Here is a 26,580-nt window from a genome sequence, read left to right on the forward strand (position 1 = left end):
GCTACGCCTCGGCTCGGTCCTCGGTCTCGCGGTCGACGCCGAGTTCGTCACGTAGTTCGTCGATCCGGTCCTCCACCGACTCCAACAGCCGCGAGTTCTCCATCGACTCCAACGGGGAGCCACACTCCGGACACTCGAAGCCGAACTCCATCGCCTCCTCGAACTCGAACCGGATCGAGTCCACCTCACAGAGGTAGAACTGGTGGTCGCGCTCGTAGTCGCGCCGCTCTTCGAGCCCCTCCAGCAGTCGCCCGAGTTCCTCCTGGAGGTTCTCGGGAATGTTCTCGTACTTGAACGTCCACAGGTACGTGAGCCACCCGGAGTCCTCGTCGCGGACCCGCCGGTACGCCGCCAGGTCGTTCTCGTAGAGGATGAACAACGCCCGCCGCACGTCGTTCAACTCCAGCCCCAACTCCTCGGCCAGTTCCTCGTCTGTCACCTCGCCGTCCGGCGGTGCCGCCGCCACCGGCATCCCAGTCGGCCCCACGAGTTCGTGGAGGTACTTCTGGATCACCGGGTCCTCGAGCAGGTCCTCAAAAGCCATTACGGGAGACTATCGGGTGGAGGCTTCTATAGCTTGCGACCGACCTTTTTCACTCCTCGGGGTGGCCGCCTGCGGCGGCCACCCGAGGAAAAAAGCTCGATCAAAAAGGGCCGCGAGCGCGCCTGGCGGCGCGCTCGCGGTGGATTGCGGTACCGCCACCACACCGCTCCGCCACCGCATCCGCACCGCTCCACAACCGCCACCGCTCCGCCGCCGCACCGCTCCGCCACCGCACCGCTCCGCCGCCGCACCGCTCCGCCACCGCACCGCCACCACCGCACCGCTCCGCCGCCGCACCGCTCCGCCACCGCACCGCCACCACACCGCTACCGCACCGCTCCGCCACCGCCCTGCACCGCACCGAAGGTCTACGTCGAGTCGTCGCCCTCCTCGTCGGCTGCCAACCGCTCGCGAACTGTGTCGGCGTGAGCGTCCGCCCGCCGCGTCGGCTCGGGGAGTTTGTACCTCTCGCACAGTCGCTCGACCAGCGTCGCACTCGTGGCGGCACTCACCCGGTGGCCCGGACTGACGTACAACGGGTTCACGATCGGCTCCGAGTCGTACTGCCGCGTCTGCACCGCGTACCCGAGTGTCGTCCCCGCGTCTGCCTCTACTTCCTCGTCGGCCGTGATCGGCGTCCGCCACCCTTCGGGACGGCCGTCGGGCGACGCCGCCGGCGTCCCGCAGAGCAGACTCTTCGCCACGCCGACCGCCGGCGCGTCCACGAGCACCCCGACGTGTGTCGCCAGCCCCGCCTGCCGGTAGTGGATCCGACCGCTCCCGTCGAACAGGTACAGGTCCGGCTCCGTCTCCAGCGTCGCCAGCGCCTCCAGGATCGGTCCTCCCTCGCGGAACGCGAGCAGTCCCGGCACGTACGGGATCGACACCGGCGTCACCGCGTGCGTCCGCTCGATCACCTCGCCGCCGCGCGAGACGACGACCGCCGAGATCGCCCGGTCGTCGCGGAACGCCTGGTCGACACCCGCGACGAGCGGCGCGTCCGCGCCACCACCCGGGCCGACGGCGTCGGCGTCGAACGCGAACGCGTCTTCGAACGTCGCCCACTCCGCGATGTCGCGCTGGAGTCGCTCCATCGTCTCCCGATCCGCGTCCGGATCCGGCAGGAACCGCGAGTGGACTGGCGCGACCACGGGTCAGAACCGACCGCGTCCCGGTCCACCCGGGCCGCCGGGGCCGCCCGGTCCGCCGCCGAGCCGGAGCTCCTGTGGCGCACTCCGCTCACCCTTCACGCGGGTGCCGTACGCCAGCCCGACCGCGAGCCCCGCGAGGTGCGCGAGGTGCGCGACCTGACTCGCCCCGCCGAAACTGGAGAAGCCGGCGATCACCGAGAACCCCGCGAACCCGAACGTGAGCAGCCACAACGGCGCCGGGATCACGAAGTAGATGTACACCGTCAGCTTCGGCTGCAACACCGTGAGCAGCCCCATCACGGCCATGATCGCGCCGGAGGCGCCGACGACGCCCGTCACCGCACCCGGCGTGGTGAGCAGGGTCGTCCCGACCTGTGCCAGACCGGCGAAGACGCCCGCGATCAGGAACAGGGCGACGAACCGCTTGGTGCCGAGGCGCCGCTCGACCACCGGCCCGAAGAAGTACAGCGCGATACTGTTGAACGCGATGTGTGTGAACCCGCCGTGGGCGAAGACGGAGGTGACCCACGTCCAGACGTACTCCGGGTGGACCGTCGTCAGGACGAACAACTCGTCTTCCAGGCCGGGCGCGACGCCCCGGAGCAGCAGTTGGATCGCGAACGTGATCCACATCACCCCGAGGAACGTGTAGGTGGCGTTCCCACGGAAGTACCCCAACAGTCCGCCGGTCTCCGTCGCGCCGCCGACGGAGGTCTTCACCGAGTCGACGAGCCCGCCGCCAGTGGCACCCGCCGACCGACCGCTCCGGACGGAGTCGTCGAACTCCGAGTCGAACACCCCCTCCGGGTCGTTCCACTCCTCGTTCAGTCCCGGACAGTCGTGGTTCTCCGGGAGTCTGTGTTCCGCACAGAACGTCTGTCCGCACCGGTGACACTGGTACGGCAAGTTCTCGTACTCGCCGCACTCGTCACACTCGGCCATTGCACACGTCTTTGTCGCCCGCCGGTATATCGTTTCGGCTCGTCGACGCGGCGCGTCGGTGTCGGCCGCGACTCGCCGTCTCGACGCCGGACGAGCGGCGGCGTCTCACACGCCGTCGGACGAACGGCGACGCCTCGACCGGCGTCGTACCGGACGCGACGCCTCACTCGCGAGGGTCGTCGGCGTCCGCGGCGTCGTCGACACCGTCGGCAGTGTCGGCGTCGCTCGGCGGCTCGAAGTTCGTCGGGACGACGGTCGGGTGGTCGAGACCGACGCGGGCGGCCTCTCGGTCGCTGGTTGCCATCTCACCACCACGTACGCCGTCACTCCTCAAGAGATTACCCATAGGCATAACGAATCTCTCGGCGGGTGCGGATGCCTCCCACGAATGCGACGGGAGTGGTCGGTGTCGGCGGGCGGGAGTCGAGGTGGTGTCGCCGAGTGAGAGTCGAGGTGGTGTCGACGGGACCAGACTAGTGGGAACGGAGCCAGAGACGACGAGCCGACGGCTCCGCGGTGTGGTGTCGAGAACGTCGCGAGTCGCGCGATCACGGGGTGAACCGATCACCCGCGAGCGCCGGCGATCACGCGGCGCGCGTCACCCGAAGTGTTCCTCGTACAGCTCCTGGGCGTGTTCGATGGCGTCGAGGGCGGCCTCGCGGTCCTCGAACCCCTGCGTCTCGACCTCTTTGCCCTCTTCGAGGTTCTTGTAGGTCTCGAAGAACTCCTCGATCTCGTCGAGTTCCTGCTGTGGCACGTCGTCCAAGTCCTCGATGTGATCGTAACGCGGGTCTTCCGAGGGGACGGCGATCACCTTGTCGTCCTGTTCGCCGTCGTCGTCCATCTTCATCAGGGCGACCGGGCGCGCCTCGATCACGCAACCGGGGAACGTCTGGTCTTCGACGAGCACGAGCACGTCGAAGGGGTCCTCGTCGTCGTAGTACGACTGTGGGATGAACCCGTAGTCCGAGGGGTAGTGGACGTTCGAGTGGAGCACCCGGTCCAAGACGACGCCGGGCACGTCCTTGTCGTACTCGTACTTGTTGCGCTCGCCCTTGAGACACTCTACGACGGCGTAGATCTCCTCGGGCGCGTCCGGTCCCGTCTCGAGATCCTCCCAGAGGTTCGTCATGCCCGTGTTGCTTCCGCGAAAACCGGCAAGTGTCTTTCGGGACGCGCCGACGTTCTCACCGGGCGGGCAACGACGGGACCGCGCACCCGAGGCCGACCCGGCCACCCTCCCCACGACGACACGAGCGCCCCGACTCGACAAACCCTTTCACCGGAGCCGCCGAACGGTCGCGTATGGAGAGTGTCAACCGGATGGCGGTCGAACTCGTCGACGAGGCGCTGGACTTCGCCGACGAGTTGGGCGTCACGCCGTACGAACTCGACTCTGGGGCGACCGTCCTCGACTTCGGCGTGGACGCCCGCGGTGGACTGGAGGCAGGACTGCTGCTCGCGGAGATCCAGACGGCCGGGCTAGCGACGATCCAGACTCGGATGGACGACGTGTGCGGTGGCACGCGCCCACACGTCGAACTCGCGACCGACCACCCGGCCGTTGCGACGCTGTGTTCACAGAAGGCCGGCTGGGAGGTGGCCGTCGACGGCTTCGAGGGGCTCGGCTCCGGCCCGGCACGCGCGCTGGTCGGCGAGGAGGCGGAGTTCGCCGCCGTCGACTACTTCGACGAGTTCGACCTGACCGTGTTGAGCGTCGAGAGCGCCGAGTTGCCGGGCGACGCCGTCGCGGAACACGTCGCGGAGACGGCGAACGTCAACACGGAGGCGGTGTTCCTCCCGACGTGTGCCACCGGCTCCGTCGCCGGGAGCGTGACCACCGCGGCACGCGCCGCGGAACTGGCGGTGTTCCGCCTGTTCGAGTTGGGGTACGAGCCGCGGTCGATCCGGTCGGTCGCCGGCTCCGCGCCGGTCGCGCCGGTCTCGTACGACGAGGACGAGGCGATGGGCCGGACCAACGACGCCCTGGCGTACGGCGGCGAGGTCCACCTCACCGTCGACCAGGACGACCCCGAGCTGTTCGAACAGGTGCCCAGCGTCGCCGCCGCGGAGTACGGGACGCCGTTCGTCGAGATCTTCGCGGACGCGGACTACGACTTCTACGACGTGGACGAGGCGGTGTTCGCGCCGGCACAGGTCACCGTCGACGTGATCGACGGCCCGACGTACGTGCTCGGCGAGACCCACGAGGAGCTGCTCGCGGAGTCGTGGGACCTCCCGGAGGCGTGAGCCGTCGTGCGGGTGAAACACGTCCCGTCGCTCGTCGGGACCCCGGTCGCGGTGCGGGCGGGGACGCGGACCGAGTCGGGTGACGACGCCGTCGCAGGCGGGGACGGCGAGACGCCAGCCGCCGGTGACGACGGCGTCGGGGACGGAGACCGAGAGACGGCCGCCGACGGCACACTCGCGAGTGCCGCGCCGGACGCGACCGCCGACTACGTGGCGGACGTGCAGGCGGCCGTCCCGCTCGTCCCCGGCACGGAGGACGACTGCTGTGCCCGACTCCAGCGCCGGCTCGGGTACGAGTCGCGGGACGTGTCCCGCACGTGGCTCACCTTCCTGCGGGGGATCGACCTCGCGGTCGAGACCGACGAGGGGTTCCGGCGGACGCGGGAGTCGGCCGACGCCGCCGGACTGCGGGAGCGCCTGTTCGGGGGCGTACTCGGGGCGACGGAACTCGGCACGGCGCTCGCCGCGGCGGACGAGTCGTTCGGCGTCGCCGACGGCTTCGCCGCCGTGGAGCCGCTGGTCCCCCGCTGGGAGCGTACCCGGACGGACGACTGGGAGACGGTGTGGCGCGAGCGCGTCACCAGACTGTTCGACTGGTTCGTCGCGCTCGAGCTGGCCGAGCGAGTCGGAGGCGAGGGGGTCGAAGGCGAGGGGACCGCGGGCTACCGCGGGACAGCCGCGCTCGACGAAGTGCTCGCGACAGCCGACGCCACGGAGGAGTGAGCGTGGCACCGCCGAACGACGCCACGTCGGCGTCTGGTGACGCGGGGGCGCCGCCGAACGACGACCCGACACCGCGTGACGAGTCCCGAGTCAGACGGGTCGATCCGACGGAGGAGGATCTCGTCGCGGCGGTGCTCGACTGGGCGGACGCGGGAGACGACCACGAGGCGACGACCGAGTCCGGCGAGGGTGACGGGAGTGACTCGTCGACGGCGTCCGTCGCGGCGGTGACGCTCGACCTCGACGGGACACTCGTCGACTACCGGCGGTCGCCGGGCGCGGTGCTGGACCGGGCGTTCGAGCGGGTCGGCGTCGCGCCGCTGTTCCCCGTCGACGCGTACTACGACCGCTTCGCCGAGTTCGCGGACCGGACCGACTCGATGGCCGAACTCCGGCGGGCGTGTTTCGCGGCACTCGCCGCGGACCGCGGCCACGACCCGGCGCTGGGTCGGGAGGTGGCGGCGGCGTTCGCCGACGAGCGTGACCACGGGAACGTCGCGTGGTGTCCCGGCGCACGGGAACTGGTCGACACGCTCGCCGAGCGAGGGGTGCCCACGGCGGTCGTGACGAACGGCCCGCCGGACGCACAACGAGAGAAACTGTCGGCGGTCGGCATCGACGAGCGGATCGCGACGGTCGTGTTCGCGAGCCACGACTGTCCGGCGAAACCGAGTCCGGAGCCCGTCGAGCGAGCGCTGGCGGCCCTGGACTGTGACCCGACGCGGGCGGTCCACGTCGGCGACGCCGAGACCGACACGGCGAGTGCGCTCGCGGCCGGTGCGCGTGCGGTTCGCGTCGAGCGGTGACTGCGGTCTGCGTCGAGCGGTAGCCACGGGGCGGACGCGGCGGTTACAGAGGAGAGCGACCGATCACTCCGGCGGGTCGGTGCGCTCGACGCCGGTGACGGTCCCGACCCCCTTCGACTGGCCCTCGCGGAAGACGAACCGCTGGCCCTCCTCGACGAGGTACGGGTGGAACTTGAACTCGACAGTCGCGTTCCCGTTGTCGCCCGGGAGGAGCTGACCACCCTCGGGGTGGAACACGACCGCCTCGCTCACCGTCTCCAGGTGGACGACCGGCTCGTAGCCGTCGCGGATGCTCGTCGGGTGGTTCAACACGACCACCTCCGCCTCGAACTCGCGGACCGGCGTCGGGTCGGCGTCCCGTGGGACCAGCGCCATCCCGCGGTGGATGTCGGCCTCGTCGACCCCCTTCAGGGCGATGCCGACGATCCGACCCGCCTTCGCCTCGTCGACCCGGTGGTAGTGCATCTCGATGGACCGCACCTCCACCGGCTCGAAGGAGCCGTCCGGCAACGGCCCGAGCAAGAGTTCGTCCCCCGTCTCCACCGTCCCGGAGCGGATCGTCCCCGAGGCGACCGCGCCGACACCCTTCACGTCGTACGTCCGGTCGACGTACATCCGGAACCGACCGTCCGTGTCGTCGGATCGCTTGGGCAACGCCTCGAACAGCTGGTCGAGTTCGCCGAGCCCGCGCTCGGAGACCGCAGAGGTCCGCAGGATCGGCACGACGCCGTCGCCGATCTCCTCGACGGCCGTGGCGACACCGTGGCGGTCCACCCGCAGCGGTGTCTTCCCCACGTCGCGCAACATCCCCTCGACCTCGCGCTCGACGGCCTCGACCCGCTCGCCGTCGACCACGTCCACCTTCGTGATCGCGACGACGGTCGGGAGGTCCGTCGCCAGTAGGATCCCGAGGTGTTCGCGGGTGGTCTTCGTCGGCCCGTCGTCGGCCGCGACCGTCAACAGCCCGTAGTCGAGCTTCTGGCCGACGAGTCCGCGGATCGTCGTCCGCAGCCACGGCTCGTGGCCCACGGTGTCGACGAACGAGACGAGCCGGTCCGCCTCCCGGACCACCCGCGCCCGGTCGGACTTGCGGTGTGGGTTGTCCATCCGGATCGGCCCGTCGTCGTCGAAGCCGTAGACGCCGTACGAGAGGTCCGCCGACAGCCCCCGCTCCATCTCGTGGGGTTGCACGTCGAGGAACGACCGGGTGCCACCCTCGCCGTCGTCGGCCTGCCCCGTCACCAGCGAGCCGACGAGCGTCGACTTCCCGTGGTCGACGTGGCCGGCGGTGCCGACGACGATGTGTTCGTCGTCCGTGTCGAGCATCGCCCCCTCGCGGATCTCGACGAGCCCGACGAGCCCCTCCTCGTCGGCGGATCCGTCGCCGCCGCTCCACGTCTCGACGTCTTCGATGTGTGCGTCCGCCTCCTCGGCGAGCAGCGAGAGCACGTCCATCGTCTCGGAGAACTCGTCGGGGGCGATCCCGGCGATCCCACCCTCGTCGGTGACGCCGACGACGTACAGCGCCTCCCCGTCGCCGGACAACACCCGGTGGCGGAGTTGCGCCACGAGACTCTCCATCCGGCCCTCGCCCAGGTGGACGTCCCGCGTGAGCTTCGTCTTGAACTCGACGTTGCCACCCTCCTCCTCGCCGCGCTGGATGGCCCGCTGCAGCGGGGCCCGGTCCGCGGACATGTGTCTCCGTGGGTCACGGGCAGACATGAGTCTTTTCACGGTCTACACCCCGTCCACACACCCGATCTCTCCGGAGTGGTGGGGAGTGGTCTGGAGTCCGGGGGCGTGGGTCGTCGGGTGTCACCCCTCGGCCGAACGTCACACCGGGAGGGTCACCTGGGGAACGTGGCGACGGGGACGACTACTCCGTCTTCAGCGTCTCGTAGGCCTCGTTGACCCGTTTGAACGCCTCCTCGTCGCCACCGCTGTCCGGGTGGACCTCCTTCACCCGTTCGCGGTACGCCTCCTTGATCCGTTCCTGCGAGGCGCCCCGTTCCACGTCGAGGGCGTCGTACGCCTCCGCCGGTGGCATCCCCTGCGAGCCGATCGTCCCGGGACCGCGACCACCCGGTCCACCGCCGCGTCGCCCCGCCGCACCGCCGGGACCGCGACTCTGGCCCGGTCCCCGACCGCGACCACGACCGCCGACGCGACCCTCTCCCGCGACGCCGGCGCCCTCGGCACGACGGCGGCGGGCCTCGCGGGCCGCACGGCGGGCCTCCTCCGCGAACCGCGACTCTCCACCCGTCGCCCCCTCGGCGGCGCTCTTGCGGGCCGCGGCCGCGCGCCGCCGCTCCGCCGCCGCCGGGTCCGCCCGTCGGCCACGGAACCGCTCCTCGAGGTCCCCCGAGACCTGGTACCAGAGGAAGTACGCGGCGATACCGAACGGGACCGCGACGAACAGCAGGAACCACGAGTACGTCAGGGCCAAGACGCTCATCGTGACGAACGTCCCGGCGAACACGGCGGCGATCCCCAAGACGAGCGTGTCTCGGTCCACACCCCGTGTGGGGCCCACACCCGCCTAAATCCGTCGTACCGGGCGACCCGCGGACGGCCGGCACGCTGAAGCGGCGTGCGTCCGAACGCGTGGGTATGAGTGTCGCGGGACTCTGTCAAGAGTGCGAGGCGGCCACCGCCCGGTACGCCTGCGACGCCTGCGGCTCGGCGGTGTGTCCAGATCACTACGACGACCGGACGGGGCTGTGTCGCACCTGTGCCGGCGGCGGGGACTCGCCCCAGTTCCGGGCGTGAATAACCGCCGGGTCGGTCGAGCGGTGACTACTCGCGGTGGTCGTTCAGTCGGTCGCGGAGTCGGCGTGCGGCGCGGCCGGCGGCCTTGTGGAACTGCTCGCCACCGGTCTCGTCGGCGAAGATGATCCCGCGCGAGGAGTTCACCAGTCCGACACCGTCGGCCAACCCGTGTTCGACGGCCGCCTCCGCGTCCCCGCCCTGTGCGCCGACACCGGGGACGAGGAAGGGGAGTTCCGGGACTGCCTCGCGGAGTTCCTCGAGCTCCTCGGGCGCGGTCGCGCCGACGACCAGTCCCACGTTGTCGCGGTCGTTCCACAGCTCCGCCAGCGCCGCGACACGGCGGTAGAGCGGCTCGCCCGAGTCGAGCGCCAGCGTCTGGAGGTCCGCTCCGCCGGGGTTCGAGGTGCGGCAGAGCACGAACACACCCTTGTCGGCCCGCGAGAGGAACGGCTCCAGGGAGTCACGGCCGAGGTACGGGTTCAGGGTGATCGCGTCGGCCTCGTCCAACAGCGTCGCGTACTGACGCGCCGTGTTGCCGATGTCGCCCCGCTTGGCGTCCAACAACACCGGCACGTCCTTGCCGTGGGCGTAGGCGATGGTCTCCCTGAGCGCACGCCAGCCGTCGGCGTCCTCGTAGAAGGCGACGTTGGGCTTGTAGCAGGCCGCGTACTCGTGGGTCTCGTCGATGATCCGGCGGTTGAACGCCCACCGCGGCAGGTCGTGGTCCGACAGGTGCGCGGGGAGCTTGTCCGGGTCGGCGTCGAGACCGACGGAGACGACGGTGTCGTGGCGCTCGATCCGCTCGCGGAGCCGCTCGAAGAACTGACCGAACTCGGGCACGAGCGGCTCTTGCGCCGGGGTCGGCAAAGCGTTCCCGGTCCGGTGTGTCGGGCGGGTGTCTGGATTACGGCTCGTCGTCGGGTGTGAATGACGCCTCGGGGACGACGGTGTCGGGTGCGACGAGTGGTTCGACGACGACGGTGTCGTACGCGAGCACCGGCCGGTTGGCACGCCCGTCGTCGGCGAGCGACACGAGGTCGAACTCGATCAGTGTCTGGAGGTCTCGCTGTACGGCACCCGGATCTCGATCTACCAGACGCGCTAGTTCGCGCTGTGAAGACACGTCGAACTCGTCGAGAACCCGGAGGAGTTCTCGCCGGCGCTCGGTGAACACGCGCTCGGCTGCCTCGTGGGAGAGGACGCGAACGTCGCCGTACCCCTCGGCGGAGAGGAGTCGCGCGTACTCGGTTCGTAGCAGCGTCCTGTCGGTACTGGACTCGTCTGGTGTCGGGACGGACCGGCCGCTCTCGGATGGCTCGTGGTCGACTGGTTCGCTCATGTTTCTTCTCGTACAACGTTGTGCGTGGTATCAATATATAAGACTGGCGACCACCTCGCTGTCTGGTGTTCACGACACACTACTATCCGTCGACAGTTTTCTCACCGCATTTATCCTCGCGGGATCTCGATAGAGCCGAGGAAACCGGAGCAGTCGCTCTCGATCACGAACGCACCTCCGACCAAACTGGGAGATGACAGACGGAGACACGTCACCACTAGACGAGACCATCGAAGCGGCAGAGAGACGAAGTACACAGAACCCCACGCTAGGTACACATCTCGGCTACGAAGTGCTGATGGCTGTTCGGCGAGACCCACAGGGTGAACCGAACCCCGACGACTTCGCAGTGAACCTCTACGTGAGACCCGGCAGCGGGGAGAACGTCGACATCGCGCGGATCGACACTGCACACGGATTCACGCACGTCGACAGGTACTACCTTCCCGAGGGGCACGACCGACGGAAACACGACGAGATCGCCATCGAGACACCAGAACAGGCAGTCGTGTACGTCACCGACGGCGACCGCTGGCAGGTGTGGCTCGAACGGTACGTCGACAACCACGGAGCACCCGAGTGATCTGTCGGTGTGTCGTGCCGTCCACCGTCGACCCTCAGCGGCGCCGATACCCACCGACACGCGTCGTATTCCCCACGCGTGTCGATCACCGACGAGACCGACGCGCTTAGGCGTGTGGCCGTCCGTAACGGCGTGTATGAGTGAGAGTCCGGGGTTGAGCGAGCAGTACCGGACGGCGAGCCCGTGGCCGTTGTTCGTCGCGATGGGGTTGCCGGTCTCGGAGCTCGGCATCCTCTTCGGGTTGTTCCCGGTGGCCGTCGCCGGGCTGTTGCTGTTCTGTGGCAGCGTCGCGGGGATGGTCGCGGAGTCCGGGTACGCGGCGACCCCGTGGCCGGCGGTCGCCGTGTCGGGCGTCGCCTGTCTCGGCGTGGGTGCGTGGTTCTTCTTCGGCAGCCTCGGCTTGGTCGTCCGCGGACAGGCCGTCGGTGCCGCCGGGATTCTCCTCGTGGTCGGCGCGGTCGTCGGCAAGGTCGTGTCGTTCTCGAAGCGCGACGCGGCGGTGTAGGTGGCGCGCAGCGAGGTTCGAGGGCTGGCGGCGAAGGGACAAGGTATTAACCCGTCACGAGCAATCGCCGCGCATGGTAGCCACGTTCGACAGGGACACGCTGTTGGACCTCCTGGTCAACGTGATCCCGCTCGTGATCATCGCGTTCTTCGTCGGTGCCTTCGCGCTGTTCGACCCCTTCCAGGGCGACAGTCTCGGCCGGGCGATCCAGTTGTTGCTGTTGCTCGCCCCGTTCGTCGCGCTCGCCGTGTTGACGTACGTCTCCGGGAAGGCGATCGCCGGCGACGAGAAGCGCGCCGAGGTGTACCACCAGGGGCAGGCGACACTGCCCGACGCCGAGCCGAAACACGGCCACGAGGACGAGCTCGAGGCGGAGCAGACCGCCGAGGGTGAACTCGAAGCGCCGGCCGACGAGGAGACGACCGAGGCGGACGAGGAGACGGACACCGACACCGAGGCGGACGTGGACGACGCGGAGACGGCGGAGACGACGGCAGACGACACCGAGGCGGCGGAGGCAGACGAGACAGACACGGAGGCAGACGACACCGAGGCGGCGGAGACGGACGACGACTGACGGACGACTGCCGGCAGTGCCGACGCGGTCGGGACCGTCGACTACCGGTGGTACTGGGGGTCGCCGACGGCGTCGGGGAACGCCGGGCGACGGGCGCTACGACATTGGTAATCCACCGGACAGGACTCGAATCATTCTTGTGCGTGGGTGCCTCAGAGACGCACATGCAGGTCACTTCGCAACTAGTCCTGACGGTGTTGATGGGGGTGTTCCTCCTCGCCGTCGCCGGCTTCCTCACGCGTGTGGAGAACTGGTACTCCTACACGCCGATGGGGTCGGGCGCCGCCGGTCTCGGCGACACCGCCGAGCGGTACGTCGACGAGGAGAAGCCCGCGGGGCTCATCCGCTGGCTCACCACCGTCGACCACAAGGACATCGGGATGCTGTACGGGTTGTACGCCGTGATCGCCTTCGTCGTCGGCGGCCTGATGGTGATGGCGATGCGCGTCGAGTTGATCACGCCGGAGGTCGACGTGCTCGGCTCGGCGACGTTCTACAACTCGCTGTTGACCAGTCACGGCATCACGATGCTGTTCCTCTTCGGGACGCCGATCATCGCGGCGTTCGCGAACTACCTGGTGCCGCTGATGATCGGCGCCGACGACATGGCGTTCCCGCGGATCAACGCCATCGCGTTCTGGCTGCTCCCGCCCGCCGCCCTGCTGATCTGGGCCGGCTTCTTCCCGGTCGACGGGATCATCCCGGCACAGACGGCCTGGACGATGTACACGCCGCTGTCGGCCGGCGGCGGCGTCGGCACGCAGGGGAACGTCGGCGTCGACCTGATGCTGTTGGGGCTGCACCTCTCGGGGGTCTCGGCGACGATGGGGGCGATCAACTTCATCGCGACCATCGTCACGGAGCGCGACGGGAAGGTGACGTGGGCGAACCTCGACATCTTCTCGTGGACGATCCTCACCCAGTCCGGACTGATCCTGTTCGCGTTCCCGCTGCTCGGCAGCGCCCTGATCATGCTGCTGCTCGACCGGAACTTCGGGACGACGTTCTTCGCCGTCGGTGGCGGTGACCCGATCCTCTGGCAGCACCTGTTCTGGTTCTTCGGCCACCCCGAGGTGTACATCCTCGTGCTCCCGCCGATGGGGATCGTGAGCTACGTGCTCCCGCGGTTCTCCGGCCGGAAGCTGTTCGGATTCAAGTTCGTCGTCTACTCCACGCTCGCGATCGGCGTGCTCTCCTTCGGCGTGTGGGCCCACCACATGTTCACGACGGGGATCGACCCGCGGCTGCGGGCCTCGTTCATGGCCGTCTCGTTGGCCATCGCGATCCCGAGTGCGGTGAAGACGTTCAACTGGATCACGACGATGTGGAACGGGAAACTGCGCCTGACGGCGCCGATGCTGTTCTGTATCGGCTTCGTCTCCAACTTCGTCATCGGCGGCGTGACGGGCGTGTTCCTCGCCTCCATCCCGGTCGACCTGGTGCTCCACGACACCTACTACGTCGTGGGTCACTTCCACTACATCGTGATGGGTGCGATCACGTTCGCCGGTATGGCGGGGCTGTACTACTGGTTCCCGCTGTACACCGGTCGGTGGTACCAGGAGTCGCTGGCGAAGGTCCACTTCTGGCTGTGGATGGTCGGCACCAACGTGACGTTCTTCGCGATGGTGCTGTTGGGGTACGGCGGGATGCCGCGCCGGTACGCCAGCTACCTGCCACAGTTCATCACGCTCCACCAGATCGCCACCTTCGGCGCCGTGTTGCTGCTGATCGGTGGGTTCCTGTGGGTGTACAACTTCGTCGTCTCCTGGCTGGAGGGGCCGACGGTCGAGAGCGGCGACCCGTGGAACCTCGCGGACCGTGACCTGAACACGGCCGAGTGGGACTGGTTCGACCAGAAGCTGAAGACCGCCATCGCGGACGGCGGCGACGAGGAGGACGGCGAGACGGTGCTGCCGGACGGCGGCGAGCCCGAGTCCGACGACTGACGACTCCCGGGCCCGGCACCGCGCTGCACCCTCGACTCGACACGACCTGCAGTTCTCGCGACGCACGACGCCGACGAGTGGCGACGCGACGCCGTGGCCTACTGGAAGACCAGTACGAGCCCGGTGGCGAACATGAGGAAGGCGATCCCACCCAACACGAGCCCGAGGATGTCCGTCTCGTCCATAGTCGTCTTCCGGGCTCGGACGCCTAAGACCCGTCGGCTCGCCGGGGGAGAGCGAAGCCCCTAATCGGCCGGCGCCCGTACGCTGGGGAGTGACAGCAGGTACCGACGAGCAGGGGTTCGCGGGACGGCGACTCGTGGTCGTGTTGTACGTGCTCTTGGTCGGCGTCGGCGCGACCGCCGGCGTCCTCGTGGCGACGTTCGTCGACGGCCTCTCGCGGCCGGAGCTGTTCGGAGTCGTCCCCTTGCCAGCGACCGCGGTCGGGTTCGCCGTCTTCGGCGGCGTGACGATGGCGGTCGTCCTCGGCGTCCCACTCGCGGGCGTCGTCTACGTCTCGCGCCGGATCGACGACCCGCACGCCGTCGACGAGGAGTGATCGAGGCGAGGGCACGTCGCGGCCCTCGACCTATTACGTGTACAAGGACACGGTCCGATATACCCACCAGTCGAAGGTGTTCCACGTGTCCAACGTCCTTTATGGACAATCGTTAAGGATAGCGGAGTGCTGACTACGGGTGATGCGAATCGAAGACACGGCAGCCGAGCTCCGGACGCACGAGTTCCCGATCACCCGCGACGACATTCTAGCCGAACACGGGGACGTGACGGTGGAGCTCGCCGACGGGAGCGACACGGTGACGGACGTGTTGGAGCGAGCCGGCGGCGAGGAGTACGCCACCTACGAGGACCTGCGTGCGGCGCTCCTGTGCGGGCTCCCGGCCGGTGCGGTCGGGCGTCGCGGCTACAGTGACCGCGACGCCCCCGCCGTCGGCGAGGAGGGGCCCACGCCGGTCTCGTTCTAGCCCACCGAGCAGAACGACCACAGACGCGACGCAGCACGCGACACCACACACCCCGCAGCACGCGACACCACACACCCGCGGGTCGCTCGGCCGTAGACGCACGACCGACGACTCGCTCTCCGTTCTGCTCTCGAAACTCGACTCACCGGTCTCTCTCTCGTCACACACTCTCCGTGTTCGATACTCCGACAGCCACGGCTCCCACGGCGGCTGCCCGTCTGGCAGTCACCGCTCCCACGGTGGCCGCTCGTCGGGAAGCCGGACGACACGGTCGGCCCAGGTTCCCAGCGCCCGCAGCGCCGCTCGTTCGTGTGTCGAGACGGGGTCGTCCGTGCCGAGTTCGTCGCTCTCGAAGGCGTTGGCGACGACGCAGTCGGCGTCGACACAGTAGTCGCGGAGGCGGTCGACGGCGACCCGGTCGCTCTGGAACGGGATCGTCGCGTCGTTGACGAACACCGCACGCGGGTCCGTCGGCGCCGCGTCGAGCAGCGTCGCCGCCCGCGTCGCGTTGTCCCGTGCCAGCGCGAGCGCCGCCGCGTCGTCGTCGGCGTCGGCGCGCGGGGCGTGTGCCGCCAGCGTCCCCCGCCAGGCGGACGCGGACGGCTCGTGGAAGCGGTCGAGTCGGCCGCCGAGCAGCCGCCCGTCGCGGACGACCGCGGGTGCGAACTCGAGGACGACGACACCCTCGGGGCCGTGCCGTCGCACCCACGCCGCCAGCGCGGCGGCCGTGTGGTGGGTCTTCCCGACGTTCGAGGGACCGACGAGCAGCGTCCGCCCCGTCGGTGGCGGTGACGCCGTCTCCGTCGGCGGTGGTGTCGCCGTCTCCGCCGCGGACGGCGACACCGACCCGGACGACGACTGCGACGCCCGTCCCGAGGACGACGACGAGGGATCGGTCACGCGTCGACGACCCGTCGCCGCAGGCGGTCGCCGACCAGTCCGAGCGTCGCGAGTCCGAGCCCGACCGCGAACAGCGTCACGGCGACGGACAACGGCTCCGTCGGGGGGAAGGGCGTGACGTGTCCACGGGCGAAGTTCCCGGCGAGGACCGCGGTCACGAGGACGAGCACGACCCCACCGGCGGTGAGGGACCGGGACGGGTCGGTCGGGACCCCGTCGGCGTGGAGGACGGCGAGGACGACGACCAGCGCGAACGGTGTGCCGACGAGCCCGAAGGCGAGGACGAGCACCAACAGCGGGAAGAACGCGCCGCCGACGAACGGCCCCAGCGCGGAGAGGAGCGCGAACCCGGCTAGCAACGCCCGGTAGCGATCGTCGGACACGTCGGTGTCCCAGCCGAGCGCGTCCGCGAGGACGAACGGCGGGGCGACGGTGTTCCCACCCAGCGTCGACAGCGCCGCGCCCAACAGCCCGAGCAGGAACAGCCACTCCGCACTCGCGCCGACGAGCGGCCCGAGCGCCTGCGAGGCCGACAGCGCCGTCAGTTCGCTCGGCGCCACGTCGGCACCGGCGAAGACGCTCGCGGCGACGAGAAAGACGGCGAGACTGTACACGCCGAAGGCGACGAGCATCGAGGCGCCCACGTCGAACGTCGCCAGTCCGGCGTCGCGAGTGGTCCAGCCGCGAGCACGGATCGTGTACGTGTGCATCGTCACGAGCGTCACGTGGACCGCCCCGCCGAGGATGCCCGCGGCGACGAGCGCGCCGTCGACACCGCCCGGGAGCGACGGGACGACTCCACCGGCGGCAGCGACCGGGTCGACCGGCACGACGGCCAGCGACGCGAGGAAGGCGACGACGACCGCCGCGACGAGCAGCTTCGCGACGGTCTCGACGAACCGGTAGCCGCGTCCGGCCAGCCCGACCGCGAGGACGACCGCCCAGACGACACCCCAGGCACGGCCGTCGACGCCCGTCACGGCCGCCGACACGTCCGCGAGCCCCTTCGTGATGACGAGCTGTGCCAACCCCGCTGCGAGCACCGTGTCGACGACGAGCAGCCACGCCCACCGCCGGCCGAGGTGTGTCCGGACGGCGCTCACGATCCCCCGTTCCGTCGCCAGTCCGACCCGGACGGCGAGGTACTGTGCGAGACTGCCGAACAGCGCCGAGCAGATGACGACCCACAGCAGGTCGTAGCCGAACGTCGCCCCCGCGGTCACGAGACTCGCCATCGTCGCCGGCCCGGCCGCGACCGCGCCCGCGACCCACGACGGGCCCATCGCCGACAGGTAGCCACGCCACCGCCCCGGCGACACCGCGGCGCCGATCCCCGATCGTTCGTTGCTCACGAGCCACCGGAGCCCGGCGATCGACAAGAGTGTTTTCACTCGGTGGTAACACCGATTGATCGTCGACGGAGCGGGTCACGCAGCCCTCTCCCTGTCCGGGATCCGCGGCGCTCTCGTCGGCTTAGAGTTCACCGCCGTCTGTCTGGTGGTCACCACCGTCGGTCGCGAGTTCCCCGTCACCGGTCGCGTCGTTCGCGCCCAGTCGGCGGACGTCGCGGTCGAGTCGGTCGAGGTCGAAGCGGTCGGCGAAGGGGACGCCGGCCGCGGTGACGGCCGTCGAGACGGCGAGTGCGCCGAGGAACGCGACGAGGAAGTCCGGCGTCGGGAGGAGTCCCGCGAGTCCGGGCACGGCGGTCAGCGTGCCGCGGACGAGAGCGTTCGGGAACCACGCGACCCCGACGGCGAGCCCGGCGACACCACCGGCGAGTGCCCCACCGCCGCGGACGCGTTCGAGGTAGAGGCCAGACAGCAGCGGGACCATCGTCGCGACGCCGAACAGGTCCGCGAGCAGGAACAGTTGGAGGACACTCCGGGCGCGGAGGCTGACGGACACTGCGGCGACGGCGACGACGACGGTGAGGAGTCGCGCCGCGACGGTGAGCGTGCGGTCGTCCGGGTCCGAGAGCACCCGCGGTAAGTCGGCGGTGACGAGGCTCGCCAACGCGTTGAACAGCGTGTCGGCGCTGCTGGAGACCAACAGCAGTGCCAGCAACGCGACCGCGAACACGAGCAGGTCGGGGAACGCCTCCTGCAACAAGACGAAGAACGCGACGCTGCCGTCGTACCCTGCGGCGGCGGGATCGAGCGTCAGGTCGACGTAGCCGCGAGCGAGCACGCCGAACAGCCCGGCGACGAGCACGAGCAGGAAGTTGACGACCGCGGCGATGTGGAACCCGCGTCGCAGCGTCGCGGGGTCGCTGGCGGCGTACACCCGCTGCCACCAACTCTGGTTGACCAACTCCGCGCCGAGGATGGCGACGGCGACCCACACGCCGAACCGCAACCCCGTGAGGAACGTCGGGTCCAACAGCGTCGGGTCGGCAGCGACGACGTGGCTGTGGACCGCCGTCGGCCCACCCAACGCGGCGACGGCTCCGACACCCGTCAGGAGGACCAGCGGGACGAGCAACACCGTCTGGACCGTGTCGGTGACGATGCTGGCGCGCAGTCCGCCGTAGGCGGTGTACGCGAGCACGACGCCGCCGACGAGCACGGCCGTCTGCCAGCGTGGGACGCCCGCGACGAACGACATCGCGGAGGCGATCCCGGTCAGCTCCGCCGCGAGGAAGACGAACATGTAGAAGACGCTCACGACGAGCACGAACACGTACATCGCGGGGCCGTACCGCGCCAGGGCGTACTCCGTCAGCGAGTGGCCCGCCGGCACCAACTCGCGGATCCGTGGGCCGAGACGGGCGTACGCCAGCATCGGCAGCGCCTCGCCGACGGCGTACCCCAACACTGCCGAGAGACCGCCGAACACCGCTCCGGCCTCGGCGGGCGACAGGAGGATCCACACCCCCATCACCGAGGCGACCAGCGTCGCCGTCGTGCGCGGGCCGTCGGCCGACCCACGTGCGAGCAGGTAGTCCTCGACGGAGTCGACCTCTCTGGAGTAGTAGACACCCAGCGCCGCGAGCGCGCCCAACACGAGCGCGGCGGTCGCGAGTGCGGTCGTGGGTGCGATCACACCACACCTCCAGCGGCGTTGGTTCTGGGCCAGTGCCGTGCGATCCGAGCGAGTCGTCTCGACGCGTCGTCGCTCCGTGACATCGTGTCGTCGGCGTGGTCCGTGCCGGACGGACTAATAGTTGGTTGTATTAGTTGGTGGTAGCACGTCGACGGTCACGCACGGTCGACGGTCGTCGGGTGGAGCAGGCAACGGTCCGGGGTGATCGGATAGACGCCCGAACAACTACATAAATACAGATAGACCCTCGATCAAGTGAGTTTTCTGTGGTTCGTCTTTTGTATTCATCGTCCACAGATCTCGGTGGATATTTCTATTTCAAAATGTATAAGTTGTGGCTCTCAGGTGGTTTTCACGCATGTCGGATCGAGAAACCAGCAGACGGCGTATCGTCGGATCACTGCTCGGGGTCGGTTCGCTCACTGTGCTCGGGAGTCGGTCTGCTCGGGCACAGCCGACGGAGAAGGGCCGGCCGAACAGGTACGGTGAGAGTGGAACTCGTGGATCGTCGTTCCGAGACCCGGCGTACCTCAATCACCTGCTCGACATGGGGTCGGCGCGGGAGCGCGTCAGAACCTACGAGCGCACTGGTCGTACGGAGGCGCTCATCACCCCGGCGCTCCAGCGCGCAGCAGCGTCGACGGACGACGGAACGGTCGACGTGACCGTACAGACGACCGGTCGACGTGCACGGGTCCGCACCTCGGGCCAGTTCGGTCGGCGTCTCTTCGGGTGGCAACCGACACCAGCCGAGGTACGACGGCTCGGCGAGTACGGCGACGTCGGGGCGACGATGTCCGTCGCCTCGACGGCGGTCGCGGTGTCGAACGTGGCGGTCGAGGACCTCTCGGAACTGGTCGATCTCCCGTTCGTGCTAGAAGTCGGACACGACCCGGAGATCGCGGGCGTGAACGGTGCGACTCGGGAGACGAGTGCGACGGTCACGACGTCGTCGACGCCCACGGCCGACGACCTCCGGACGAGCGCCCACAGCGACTTCGAGTCCGTCTCACAGTTGCTCGACGTGAAAGTGGGTGGGTTCGTCGCCGGATACGAACCGGACGGAGTAGCGACCGCCTACGGAAAGAATTGGGCACAGGAGGTGGGGATCGACACCGACCTCGCGAAGGACTTCAGCGGCGCAGGCGGGTGGCGAGTCTCTGACGATCTCACGCACGCAGACCACGGATCGGACGTACTCAACACGGCTGCATACATGTTGAAACCGTTTGCTCAACGTAACGATCATATGGTACCGATTCGCATTTGGGATACATCTGCCGACGGCACGGACGACCCGCAAGCGAGTGACTTCTCGAACGCGGTCGACTACGCGCTGAAGAACGACATCGCGGCAGGCGTCTGTTCACTCGTCGTCACCGGTAACGTCTCGTACTGCCCGAGTTCCGTGTGTGCAGAACTAGAGTCGTACGCTACTGCTGGCTACACCATGGCCGTCGCCAGTGGGACTCAAAACAACGACACCAACGTCGACTACCCTGCCGGGTCGTACTTCACCGTCGGAGTCGGTGCCTACAACGGTGCGAGTAACGACGGGTTCGGACGCGACGAAAAGTCACAGTACTGCACTGTGAGTTACTACTCCGACGCAGCCAGTCGGGCGTACTGTCCCTGGTGTCACGATTACGGTGGAGACGCGAAGTTCTGTCCAGACATCTACTCGTGTGGTGACTTCAGTGCGCCCGACGGCGGTGGGCTGGGAGGAACGTCGATGGCCGCGCCGGTCGTCGGAGCAGCAGGCGGGTTGGACGTTTCGTCGAATCCTGCAGACAGTCACTACAACCGCCTGAGTCGCTATCACGACATGAACACACACCCAGTGTACCCGAGTGACACGTCGAAACTCGGCGGCGCTCTCTACACACCCACCCTCGTGTAGGGGCCTCTCACGGAGCTACACAGACAAAAAGTACTTATTTGATTGGGTTCGCATTCAACTGTATGCCTAGCGGAACAGGTTCAGGTGGTCCCCGTTGCAGTCGACGAGCCGTCCTCGCGACGGTGGCGTCAGGTGTCGGTCTCGGCGGCTGTCTCGGGTTCGGCGACGGCGAGTCGACCGCCACCCGACCGGCGACGGCCACGCAGAGCCCCTCCGAGACGTCCACACGAACGGCACCACCGACCGCGACGGCGACCGAGACACCCACCGCCACGGACACACCGACCGACGACCCGGACACACCGACACTCACGCCCGCGTTGAACCAGACCCAGTACGACGTCGGGATGCCGGCTCGGAGGAGTGGAGTCGATACCAGTAGTGGACCGCTCCTCGGAGGCGAGTACGGGGTCGCGGCGGGCGTCGCCCCGATCCGTTCGGCCGCCGAGTGGCAGCGAGTCCGGACGGACGGCACCCAAGCGGTCGCGGACGCGTTCGAGGGGTACGAGTTCGTCGCCGAGACCGACTTCGACACCGAGACCATCGTCGTCATCCAACGGGACCGAACGGGAGTGAGGCTCCGACTCAGGTCAGTGGACGGTGTCGGCTCTCCCGAGATCGTGATCGATGGCCGACGTGTCGACGCGGCAGCAGACCGAGAGACCGACTTCGAGTACCTGTTCGTCAGGCTCCCGACGGGCGGTGACGAGATCGAACGGATCACCGCCTGGATCTCGGGGTACGGCACCGGCTCGATCCTCGTGTACGACTGCGCCTGTTCGTCCACACCGAGCACACCGAGCACGTGAACACATGACAGACGACACGACCGACCGACCGGAGACCACCCGGAGAACAGTCGCCGCGGCGTTGGCGTCCGCCGTGAGCCTCACTGGGTGTCTCGGAGCCGGTGCGACCGGATCGGGCGCGAAGACGCCCACCCCGCCGGAGGCGAGCGGCTCGGAGACGCTCACGCGAACGGCACAGCCCACGCCCACGGCAACCGAGACACCTACGGCCACAGACACACCGACCGACGACCCGGACACACCGACTCCCACGCCCGCGCTGAACCAGACCCAGTACGATGTCGAACTGCCGTTTCAGACGCGCCCCACCCTGCTCAGTTGGGGACTGCTCTCGGGTGTGCAGGAGAGAGGCTCCGGAAGCGACATCGCGGCCAGTGTCCGGCCGATTCGTTCGGAAGCCGAGTGGCAGCGAGTCTTGACGAACAGTGATCCAGAGGTCGTAGACGCGTTCGAGGGGAACGACTTCGTCGTCGAGACCGACTTCGGCACCGAGACACTCGTGATCTTCCAGCGCGACTACGGTTACGGGCTGAAGCCCCAGATCGAGTCGATCCGTGGCGTCGGTACACCCGAGATCGCCATCCGCGGTGAGCGCGTCGGGACGATGCCTTCCCAAGCGAGGGGGATCAAGCACGTGTTCGTCAGGCTCCCCACGGACGGCGACGAGATCGACCGCATCACCGTCCAGATGGAGAAGAACGGAGGCCTGGTGACGGTCATCTACGACGAGACCGGCGCGTCGACGCCGAGCACGACCCCCTGACGGCACGACACGCTCGACACGGCCGAACGGACCCCGTGCGTGTCCCGACCGAGTCGCCGCGGCGTCGGGCGACGCCACCCGGGTCGTTTAACTGCGTGACACTCCGAGCGACGAGACAGATGCCAGGCAACCCCAAGGGCGACCGTCGCGAGCGGGAGTTGGTCAACCGTCTCGACGAGGCGGGGTTCGCGGTGATGCGGGCACCGGCGAGTGGCTCCGCGACGGACCGCGAGCTCCCGGACGTGCTCGCGGGCGACGGGGAGCGGTTCTACGCCGTGGAGGCGAAGGCCTCCGGCGGCGACCCGATCTACCTCGACGCCGAGGAGGTGGAGGCGCTGATCTACTTCGCACAGAACTTCGGCGCGAAGGCCCGCATCGGCGCCCGGTTCGACCGGGAAGACTGGGCGTTCTTCCACCCGGCGGATCTCCACACGACCGACAGCGGCAACAAGCGCGTCAAGAAGGAGAGAGCGCTGTCGGACGGGGAGGACGTGGCCGCACTGGCCGGCCACTCCGAACAGGCGAGTCTCGGTGCCGACGGCGTCGACGAGCCGGACGATCCAACGGAGGGTGTCGAGGGGATCCTCACGGCCGTCCAGCAGGGGACGATGTCCGTCGAGGAGGCCGCCGACGTGTTGTAGGCGGGCGAGACGGCGGGCGCGGCGATCGCAGCCGCCCCGGCGTCGGCGGCTGGGGGCGGTGGTCGACAACCGGTGGCCGGTAGACGGGTGTCCGGTAGACGGCGACACGACCGCTTCGAAGCGCTTTTGCGGCGGCCCGCGGAACCGAGGTGCATGGACATCGACGCGGGGATGCGTCGGAAGATCGCCGTCTCGCTCGGCACGTCGGCGGCGTTCGTCGTACTCCTCATCTTCGTCGGGTTGGAGTACACGACGGACCCGACGCCGAGTGAGCCCGGTGGCGTCGTCTTGCAGGAACCGGGCGGCACGATCTTCGTCGGCCTGTTCGCGCTGTTCGTCCTCGCGATGGGTGCCGTCGGCGTCTACCTCGATCGGTTCGAGGAGTGAGCCGCTCGCGCCGTGCGTGTCTCGACGGTCGAGAGCGACGACACTGCGACTGCAGTGGTCGAGTGGGACACGGTTCGCCGGAGTCCGACGGCACGGAGACCGAGAGCACCGTGAGAGGAGCACGCCAGCGGGACGGACATCGAGACGCTACAACGTCACGCAGGTGTCGGTGCCGGGGATACAGACGCGCCGCGGCGCGGGGCGGAACCGACCGCGGTCGCGGAGGCGACGGCCGACGGCCGTCACCGCCAGCCCCGTCACGAGCACGAGCGCGGTGACAGCGGGCGCGCTGGCGACCGCGACGGCGAGTCCGAGCAGTGCGAGGAGGGCGAGACTCCCACGGAGTCGTCCCCGAGTGTCTGTCGGTGGTCGTCCGTCGTCCGTCCGTGTCGAACCGGGGCGTGGTGGGCGTCGCATACACACGAGTGGAGGGTCGCCACCGAGTAAAGTGTAATCTGAACTACGTTTTTGTCCGGAAGACTACTGAAACACAGTGCAGGAGACCGACCGACTCGTGGCACACCGGTGACGACGGCAACCGGAGACGGCAGACGGGGACGGCGGACGGAGATGGGAGTGATCGAGACGAGGGCCCCGACGGCAGATAGCGACGAGTCCCGGGACGGTTTTGTGGCCGGAGCGACGACACACGGGCGTGTCCACCGACGACGATCTCTCCGAGCACCTCGACCCGGAACTGGACGCCGCCATCGCCGGTGTCGGCGAGTCGAGCGACGACGACCTCCCCGGTCCGTTCACACTCCCGCGACTGGTCGTCGCACTCCACGTCGGCGCGGCGGCCGGACTGGCACCGTTCGCCGTCCGCGCGTTCGAGGCGGGCGCGACGGGTCGCGCGCTGGTCGTCGCCGTCGCCGCCGTCGGCCTCCTCGCCTCCGGTGTCGCGGTCGCTCGGCTGGCCGACCGACGGTACTGAGTCGACGCCGGGAGTCGTGTCACGGCGCCGGGAGTCGTGTCACGGCGGCGAGCCACGACACGCGACCGCGTCGAAGAGAGGGTCGAGACCGAGACTGCGTCACCGCGCGTACAGTCGTTCGCCGACCAGCGGCGGGAGCGCGACCCCGTCGTCGGGCGTCACCGCGACGTAGGGGCGGTCGACCGGCCCGAACACGTCGACCACCTCGCCGACGCCGTCCAGCGACTCGTCGACGACGCGGGTCCCCACATCCGGCGGGTCGGGGCGGTCCGTCTCGTCGTCCGGCAGCCGGACCACGGCGAGGCGTTGTGCCGTCCGGACGACGGAGCCGACGCGTCGCACGGTCACTCCCCGCGGACGACGGCGACGTAGGCGCCGACGGCACGGACGAGATCGTTCTTCGTCGTGTCCGTCGTCCCCTTCGCGAGGACGCGACCGCGTGGCTCGTACTCGCGAGAGTACGCCTTCCCCCGCTCGACGGTGGCGTCGTACCCCACCTGCTGGACGGCCTGTGCGATCTCGTCGACGGTGGGTGCCGGGACCGCCTGGTCCGCGGGGAGGCGGCGCCCCTCCGCGCGGGTCAACTCCGCGTCGAAGTAGGCGGGCCACAGGACGTTCTCGACCATACCCGTCACTCGGTGGGGCCAGGGGTAAGTGGATTACCATCGGTCTCGCCGCAGTGGATCCCCGTCGGTCTCGCCGCAGTGGATCCCCGTCGGTCTCGCCGCAGTGAGGGCGAGATCGTCGAAGAGAGATCGCACCGCGACCGCGAGTTCGCGTCTCCCGCTATCGATCTGCGCTCACCGTCGCCGACGGGCGAGCAGTGCCGCGACCGTGACCGACAGCACCGCCACGACCGCACCGAGTCCGGGCGCGGTCGTCGCCGTCTCCGTGTCGTTCTGTGTGGTCTCGGTCGTCGTCGCCGTGTCGTCGGTCGGTTCGGGTGTCGGGTCGTCGTTCACCGCGGTCGACGTCGCCGTCTCCGTCGGTGTCGGCGTCGCCATCGCCGCGACGGCCTCCTCGCGAGTCGGGAACGTCGCCGACGCGGCGGCGTCCGGGTGGAACCCGCGCGTCAGGTTCCGCACCGCGTACACCACCGATCGCGGCGCGGGCTGGTTCATCCAGTTCGTGTTCACCTGCACCGTCCGTTCCGCCTGGACGGCCTCCAGCTGCGAGAACGGCTCGCTCGCCGCGAGGTACGACGACGAGTCGGTGAAGACGACCACGTCCGGCTGTGCGGCGAGGATCGTCTCGCTGTTGACCTCCTTGTACCCCGCGATCTCGCCCGCGAAGACGTTCTCGCCGCCCGCGGCGACGAGCATCTCCGTGATGAACGTCCCCTGGCCGACGACGAACTGTCCCGGCAGCGGGTACAACACCGTCGGACGCTCGACGTCGGCGGTCGCCTCGCCGGCCGCCTCGACGTTCGCGGTCATCCAGGCGTTCGCCTCCGCCGCGCCGGCACAGTTGCCGGTGAGCCGCCCGATCAGCGTCGTCTTCCGAGCCACGTCGTCGATGGTCCCCGCGAAGGAGAGTTTGAACACCGTCAGGCCGGCGTCACGCAGCGCCCGCACGGTCTCGTTGCGCACGAGGTTCGGCGCCAACACGAGATCCGGCTGGGTACCGACGACCTTCTCGACGCTGGCACCGCCGAAGCCGCCGGTCGAGATGTTCGTCCGCTCGTCGGCGCCCGCGAGGTAGTCGGCGTTCTTCGAGACGCCGACCACCTGTGACTTCCCGCCGATCTCCCACATCGTCTGGGCGGCGCTCGGCTGGAGCGTCGTCACCCGCTCGGGGCGCTCTTCGAGGGTCACCTCGGTCCCGGTCGCGTCCGTCCGCGTCACCGGGAACGTACAGTCCGTCTCCTGGACCGCCGCGAGACTCCCGTGGTCCGCGCTCGTCTGGTCGGTCGTCTGTCCACCCGTCGCGTCGGCCGCCGCGACGCCCGCGACCGGCGCGAGCGCCAGCAGGGCGACGGTCGCGAGCACCGTCGCCAGTCGCCGCAGTCGTCGTGTCCGTCGCGTCCGTCGTGTCCGTGTGTCGCTCACGTCGTGTCGGTGGACCGAAGACAATAAAGGAT

Annotated in this window: 32 protein-coding genes; 16 read left to right on the top strand and 16 right to left on the bottom strand. The window is 69.0% G+C overall.

Going from position 1 to position 26,580, the window contains the following annotated elements; genetic code table 11:
- Position 1: 1 nt before the first annotated feature.
- The 5 genes from RYH80_RS07995 to RYH80_RS08015 form a co-directional block, all read right to left on the bottom strand.
- Entirely contained in the window at positions 2-544 is a 543-nt protein-coding gene (locus RYH80_RS07995; protein WP_370903329.1) for a transcription factor, read from the bottom strand.
- A 368-nt stretch (positions 545-912) separates the two neighbouring features.
- The gene (locus tag RYH80_RS08000) at positions 913-1,638 is read right to left on the bottom strand and encodes an endonuclease V (protein ID WP_370904685.1); all 726 of its coding nucleotides are present in this window, start codon (positions 1,636-1,638) and stop codon (positions 913-915) included.
- 60 nt (positions 1,639-1,698) lie between these two features.
- Positions 1,699-2,637, bottom strand: a complete 939-nt coding sequence (locus RYH80_RS08005; RefSeq protein WP_370903330.1) for a rhomboid family intramembrane serine protease — start codon at positions 2,635-2,637, stop codon at positions 1,699-1,701.
- Between the two features lie 163 nt (positions 2,638-2,800).
- Positions 2,801-2,941, bottom strand: coding sequence for a hypothetical protein (locus RYH80_RS08010; protein WP_370903331.1), 141 nt, complete (start codon positions 2,939-2,941; stop codon positions 2,801-2,803).
- Between the two features lie 294 nt (positions 2,942-3,235).
- Entirely contained in the window at positions 3,236-3,769 is a 534-nt protein-coding gene (locus tag RYH80_RS08015) for an inorganic diphosphatase (protein WP_370903332.1), read from the bottom strand.
- A 173-nt stretch (positions 3,770-3,942) separates the two neighbouring features.
- Here RYH80_RS08015 and mch point away from each other — a divergent pair, with 173 nt between their 5' ends.
- From mch to RYH80_RS08030, 3 genes are read left to right on the top strand one after another with little or no spacing between them, the layout of a single operon-like run.
- On the top strand, positions 3,943-4,887 hold the full coding sequence (mch, locus tag RYH80_RS08020) for a methenyltetrahydromethanopterin cyclohydrolase (RefSeq protein ID WP_370903333.1): 945 nt from the start codon (positions 3,943-3,945) through the stop codon (positions 4,885-4,887).
- Between the two features lie 6 nt (positions 4,888-4,893).
- Complete coding sequence (locus RYH80_RS08025) at positions 4,894-5,610, top strand: double winged helix-containing putative transcriptional regulator (RefSeq protein WP_370903334.1); 717 nt, start codon at positions 4,894-4,896, stop codon at positions 5,608-5,610.
- Between the two features lie 2 nt (positions 5,611-5,612).
- A complete protein-coding gene (locus RYH80_RS08030; protein ID WP_370903335.1) occupies positions 5,613-6,416 on the top strand; it encodes an HAD family hydrolase in 804 nt (267 codons plus the stop codon).
- Positions 6,417-6,479: 63 nt separating this feature from the next.
- On the opposite strand, the gene RYH80_RS08035 is transcribed toward RYH80_RS08030, so the two are convergent.
- Both RYH80_RS08035 and RYH80_RS08040 read right to left on the bottom strand, forming a co-directional pair.
- Positions 6,480-8,111 carry a GTPBP1 family GTP-binding protein gene (locus RYH80_RS08035; RefSeq protein ID WP_370903336.1) on the bottom strand — a complete coding sequence of 544 codons (1,632 nt, stop codon included), beginning with the start codon at positions 8,109-8,111 and terminating at the stop codon, positions 6,480-6,482.
- A gap of 181 nt (positions 8,112-8,292) precedes the next feature.
- Positions 8,293-8,931, bottom strand: a complete 639-nt coding sequence (locus RYH80_RS08040) for a J domain-containing protein (protein ID WP_370903337.1) — start codon at positions 8,929-8,931, stop codon at positions 8,293-8,295.
- 95 nt (positions 8,932-9,026) lie between these two features.
- Between RYH80_RS08040 and RYH80_RS08045 the strand changes: the two genes are divergently transcribed.
- Positions 9,027-9,185, top strand: coding sequence for a hypothetical protein (locus tag RYH80_RS08045; protein WP_370903338.1), 159 nt, complete (start codon positions 9,027-9,029; stop codon positions 9,183-9,185).
- Positions 9,186-9,212: 27 nt separating this feature from the next.
- Here RYH80_RS08045 and pyrF read toward each other — a convergent pair whose 3' ends face one another.
- Complete coding sequence (gene pyrF / locus RYH80_RS08050; RefSeq protein ID WP_370903339.1) at positions 9,213-10,025, bottom strand: orotidine-5'-phosphate decarboxylase; 813 nt, start codon at positions 10,023-10,025, stop codon at positions 9,213-9,215.
- A 64-nt stretch (positions 10,026-10,089) separates the two neighbouring features.
- A complete protein-coding gene (locus tag RYH80_RS08055) occupies positions 10,090-10,524 on the bottom strand; it encodes an HVO_A0114 family putative DNA-binding protein (RefSeq protein ID WP_370903340.1) in 435 nt (144 codons plus the stop codon).
- A 298-nt stretch (positions 10,525-10,822) separates the two neighbouring features.
- On the opposite strand from RYH80_RS08055, the gene RYH80_RS08060 reads away from it, so the two are divergent.
- The 6 genes from RYH80_RS08060 to RYH80_RS08085 all read left to right on the top strand — a co-directional run bounded on the left by RYH80_RS08060 (position 10,823) and on the right by RYH80_RS08085 (position 15,124).
- A complete protein-coding gene (locus RYH80_RS08060) occupies positions 10,823-11,107 on the top strand; it encodes a DUF7718 family protein (protein ID WP_370903341.1) in 285 nt (94 codons plus the stop codon).
- A gap of 136 nt (positions 11,108-11,243) precedes the next feature.
- Entirely contained in the window at positions 11,244-11,612 is a 369-nt protein-coding gene (locus RYH80_RS08065) for a DUF7541 family protein (protein ID WP_370903342.1), read from the top strand.
- Between the two features lie 73 nt (positions 11,613-11,685).
- Positions 11,686-12,189: a DUF6684 family protein gene (locus RYH80_RS08070; RefSeq protein WP_370903343.1), complete on the top strand. Its 504-nt coding sequence runs from the start codon at positions 11,686-11,688 to the stop codon at positions 12,187-12,189.
- Between the two features lie 200 nt (positions 12,190-12,389).
- Positions 12,390-14,138 carry a cbb3-type cytochrome c oxidase subunit I gene (locus RYH80_RS08075; protein ID WP_370904686.1) on the top strand — a complete coding sequence of 583 codons (1,749 nt, stop codon included), beginning with the start codon at positions 12,390-12,392 and terminating at the stop codon, positions 14,136-14,138.
- A 274-nt stretch (positions 14,139-14,412) separates the two neighbouring features.
- Positions 14,413-14,697 (top strand): DUF7520 family protein, encoded by a 285-nt coding sequence (locus RYH80_RS08080; RefSeq protein WP_370903344.1) that lies wholly within the window; start codon positions 14,413-14,415, stop codon positions 14,695-14,697.
- 142 nt (positions 14,698-14,839) lie between these two features.
- Positions 14,840-15,124 (top strand): DUF5789 family protein, encoded by a 285-nt coding sequence (locus tag RYH80_RS08085; RefSeq protein WP_370903345.1) that lies wholly within the window; start codon positions 14,840-14,842, stop codon positions 15,122-15,124.
- A gap of 225 nt (positions 15,125-15,349) precedes the next feature.
- On the opposite strand, the gene RYH80_RS08090 is transcribed toward RYH80_RS08085, so the two are convergent.
- From RYH80_RS08090 to RYH80_RS08100, 3 genes are all read right to left on the bottom strand, one after another.
- On the bottom strand, positions 15,350-15,892 hold the full coding sequence (locus RYH80_RS08090) for a hypothetical protein (protein ID WP_370904687.1): 543 nt from the start codon (positions 15,890-15,892) through the stop codon (positions 15,350-15,352).
- Positions 15,893-16,020: 128 nt separating this feature from the next.
- On the bottom strand, positions 16,021-17,307 hold the full coding sequence (locus RYH80_RS08095; protein ID WP_370904688.1) for a divalent metal cation transporter: 1,287 nt from the start codon (positions 17,305-17,307) through the stop codon (positions 16,021-16,023).
- A 190-nt stretch (positions 17,308-17,497) separates the two neighbouring features.
- Positions 17,498-19,066 carry a sodium:solute symporter family transporter gene (locus tag RYH80_RS08100; protein WP_370903346.1) on the bottom strand — a complete coding sequence of 523 codons (1,569 nt, stop codon included), beginning with the start codon at positions 19,064-19,066 and terminating at the stop codon, positions 17,498-17,500.
- Between the two features lie 358 nt (positions 19,067-19,424).
- Here RYH80_RS08100 and RYH80_RS08105 point away from each other — a divergent pair, with 358 nt between their 5' ends.
- From RYH80_RS08105 to RYH80_RS08125, 5 genes are all read left to right on the top strand, one after another.
- Positions 19,425-20,966 (top strand): S8 family serine peptidase, encoded by a 1,542-nt coding sequence (locus tag RYH80_RS08105; protein WP_370903347.1) that lies wholly within the window; start codon positions 19,425-19,427, stop codon positions 20,964-20,966.
- Between the two features lie 62 nt (positions 20,967-21,028).
- Positions 21,029-21,775, top strand: coding sequence for a hypothetical protein (locus RYH80_RS08110; protein ID WP_370903348.1), 747 nt, complete (start codon positions 21,029-21,031; stop codon positions 21,773-21,775).
- A gap of 4 nt (positions 21,776-21,779) precedes the next feature.
- Positions 21,780-22,538, top strand: coding sequence for a hypothetical protein (locus RYH80_RS08115; RefSeq protein WP_370903349.1), 759 nt, complete (start codon positions 21,780-21,782; stop codon positions 22,536-22,538).
- 119 nt (positions 22,539-22,657) lie between these two features.
- Positions 22,658-23,179 (top strand): Holliday junction resolvase Hjc, encoded by a 522-nt coding sequence (hjc, locus tag RYH80_RS08120; RefSeq protein ID WP_370903350.1) that lies wholly within the window; start codon positions 22,658-22,660, stop codon positions 23,177-23,179.
- Between the two features lie 153 nt (positions 23,180-23,332).
- Complete coding sequence (locus tag RYH80_RS08125) at positions 23,333-23,566, top strand: DUF7472 family protein (protein ID WP_370903351.1); 234 nt, start codon at positions 23,333-23,335, stop codon at positions 23,564-23,566.
- 147 nt (positions 23,567-23,713) lie between these two features.
- Here the strand turns inward: RYH80_RS08125 and RYH80_RS08130 are convergent, their stop codons facing one another.
- Positions 23,714-23,983, bottom strand: coding sequence for a hypothetical protein (locus tag RYH80_RS08130; RefSeq protein ID WP_370903352.1), 270 nt, complete (start codon positions 23,981-23,983; stop codon positions 23,714-23,716).
- 238 nt (positions 23,984-24,221) lie between these two features.
- On the opposite strand from RYH80_RS08130, the gene RYH80_RS08135 reads away from it, so the two are divergent.
- Entirely contained in the window at positions 24,222-24,500 is a 279-nt protein-coding gene (locus RYH80_RS08135; RefSeq protein WP_370903353.1) for a hypothetical protein, read from the top strand.
- Positions 24,501-24,599: 99 nt separating this feature from the next.
- Here the strand turns inward: RYH80_RS08135 and RYH80_RS08140 are convergent, their stop codons facing one another.
- From RYH80_RS08140 to RYH80_RS08150, 3 genes are all read right to left on the bottom strand, one after another.
- Positions 24,600-24,842: an H/ACA ribonucleoprotein complex subunit GAR1 gene (locus RYH80_RS08140; RefSeq protein ID WP_370903354.1), complete on the bottom strand. Its 243-nt coding sequence runs from the start codon at positions 24,840-24,842 to the stop codon at positions 24,600-24,602.
- Positions 24,843-24,844: 2 nt separating this feature from the next.
- Entirely contained in the window at positions 24,845-25,126 is a 282-nt protein-coding gene (gene srp19, locus RYH80_RS08145; protein WP_370903355.1) for a signal recognition particle subunit SRP19, read from the bottom strand.
- Between the two features lie 174 nt (positions 25,127-25,300).
- A complete protein-coding gene (locus RYH80_RS08150; RefSeq protein WP_370903356.1) occupies positions 25,301-26,548 on the bottom strand; it encodes a PGF-CTERM-anchored ABC transporter substrate-binding protein in 1,248 nt (415 codons plus the stop codon).
- Between the last annotated feature and the right edge of the window lie 32 nt (positions 26,549-26,580).

The organism is Halobaculum sp. MBLA0147 (assembly GCF_041361345.1).
Taxonomy (GTDB): domain Archaea; phylum Halobacteriota; class Halobacteria; order Halobacteriales; family Haloferacaceae; genus JAHENP01.

Excerpts from the sequence above, each read along its gene's own strand:
- srp19 (WP_370903355.1), bottom strand. The coding sequence starts at position 25,126 with ATGGTCGAGAACGTCCTGTGGCCCGCCTACTTCGACGCGGAGTTGACC.
- hjc (WP_370903350.1), top strand. The coding sequence starts at position 22,658 with ATGCCAGGCAACCCCAAGGGCGACCGTCGCGAGCGGGAGTTGGTCAAC.
- RYH80_RS08035 (WP_370903336.1), bottom strand. The coding sequence starts at position 8,111 with ATGTCCGCGGACCGGGCCCCGCTGCAGCGGGCCATCCAGCGCGGCGAG.
- mch (WP_370903333.1), top strand. The coding sequence starts at position 3,943 with ATGGAGAGTGTCAACCGGATGGCGGTCGAACTCGTCGACGAGGCGCTG.
- RYH80_RS08055 (WP_370903340.1), bottom strand. The coding sequence starts at position 10,524 with ATGAGCGAACCAGTCGACCACGAGCCATCCGAGAGCGGCCGGTCCGTC.
- RYH80_RS08015 (WP_370903332.1), bottom strand. The coding sequence starts at position 3,769 with ATGACGAACCTCTGGGAGGATCTCGAGACGGGACCGGACGCGCCCGAG.
- RYH80_RS08010 (WP_370903331.1), bottom strand. The coding sequence starts at position 2,941 with ATGGCAACCAGCGACCGAGAGGCCGCCCGCGTCGGTCTCGACCACCCG.
- RYH80_RS08065 (WP_370903342.1), top strand. The coding sequence starts at position 11,244 with ATGAGTGAGAGTCCGGGGTTGAGCGAGCAGTACCGGACGGCGAGCCCG.
- RYH80_RS08130 (WP_370903352.1), bottom strand. The coding sequence starts at position 23,983 with ATGCGACGCCCACCACGCCCCGGTTCGACACGGACGGACGACGGACGA.
- RYH80_RS08110 (WP_370903348.1), top strand. The coding sequence starts at position 21,029 with ATGCCTAGCGGAACAGGTTCAGGTGGTCCCCGTTGCAGTCGACGAGCC.
- RYH80_RS08060 (WP_370903341.1), top strand. The coding sequence starts at position 10,823 with ATGGCTGTTCGGCGAGACCCACAGGGTGAACCGAACCCCGACGACTTC.
- RYH80_RS08095 (WP_370904688.1), bottom strand. The coding sequence starts at position 17,307 with ATGGGCCCGTCGTGGGTCGCGGGCGCGGTCGCGGCCGGGCCGGCGACG.
- RYH80_RS08085 (WP_370903345.1), top strand. The coding sequence starts at position 14,840 with ATGCGAATCGAAGACACGGCAGCCGAGCTCCGGACGCACGAGTTCCCG.
- RYH80_RS08070 (WP_370903343.1), top strand. The coding sequence starts at position 11,686 with ATGGTAGCCACGTTCGACAGGGACACGCTGTTGGACCTCCTGGTCAAC.
- RYH80_RS08115 (WP_370903349.1), top strand. The coding sequence starts at position 21,780 with ATGACAGACGACACGACCGACCGACCGGAGACCACCCGGAGAACAGTC.
- RYH80_RS08075 (WP_370904686.1), top strand. The coding sequence starts at position 12,390 with ATGGGGGTGTTCCTCCTCGCCGTCGCCGGCTTCCTCACGCGTGTGGAG.
- RYH80_RS08045 (WP_370903338.1), top strand. The coding sequence starts at position 9,027 with ATGAGTGTCGCGGGACTCTGTCAAGAGTGCGAGGCGGCCACCGCCCGG.
- RYH80_RS08000 (WP_370904685.1), bottom strand. The coding sequence starts at position 1,638 with ATGGAGCGACTCCAGCGCGACATCGCGGAGTGGGCGACGTTCGAAGAC.
- RYH80_RS08005 (WP_370903330.1), bottom strand. The coding sequence starts at position 2,637 with ATGGCCGAGTGTGACGAGTGCGGCGAGTACGAGAACTTGCCGTACCAG.
- RYH80_RS07995 (WP_370903329.1), bottom strand. The coding sequence starts at position 544 with ATGGCTTTTGAGGACCTGCTCGAGGACCCGGTGATCCAGAAGTACCTC.
- RYH80_RS08105 (WP_370903347.1), top strand. The coding sequence starts at position 19,425 with ATGTCGGATCGAGAAACCAGCAGACGGCGTATCGTCGGATCACTGCTC.
- RYH80_RS08125 (WP_370903351.1), top strand. The coding sequence starts at position 23,333 with ATGGACATCGACGCGGGGATGCGTCGGAAGATCGCCGTCTCGCTCGGC.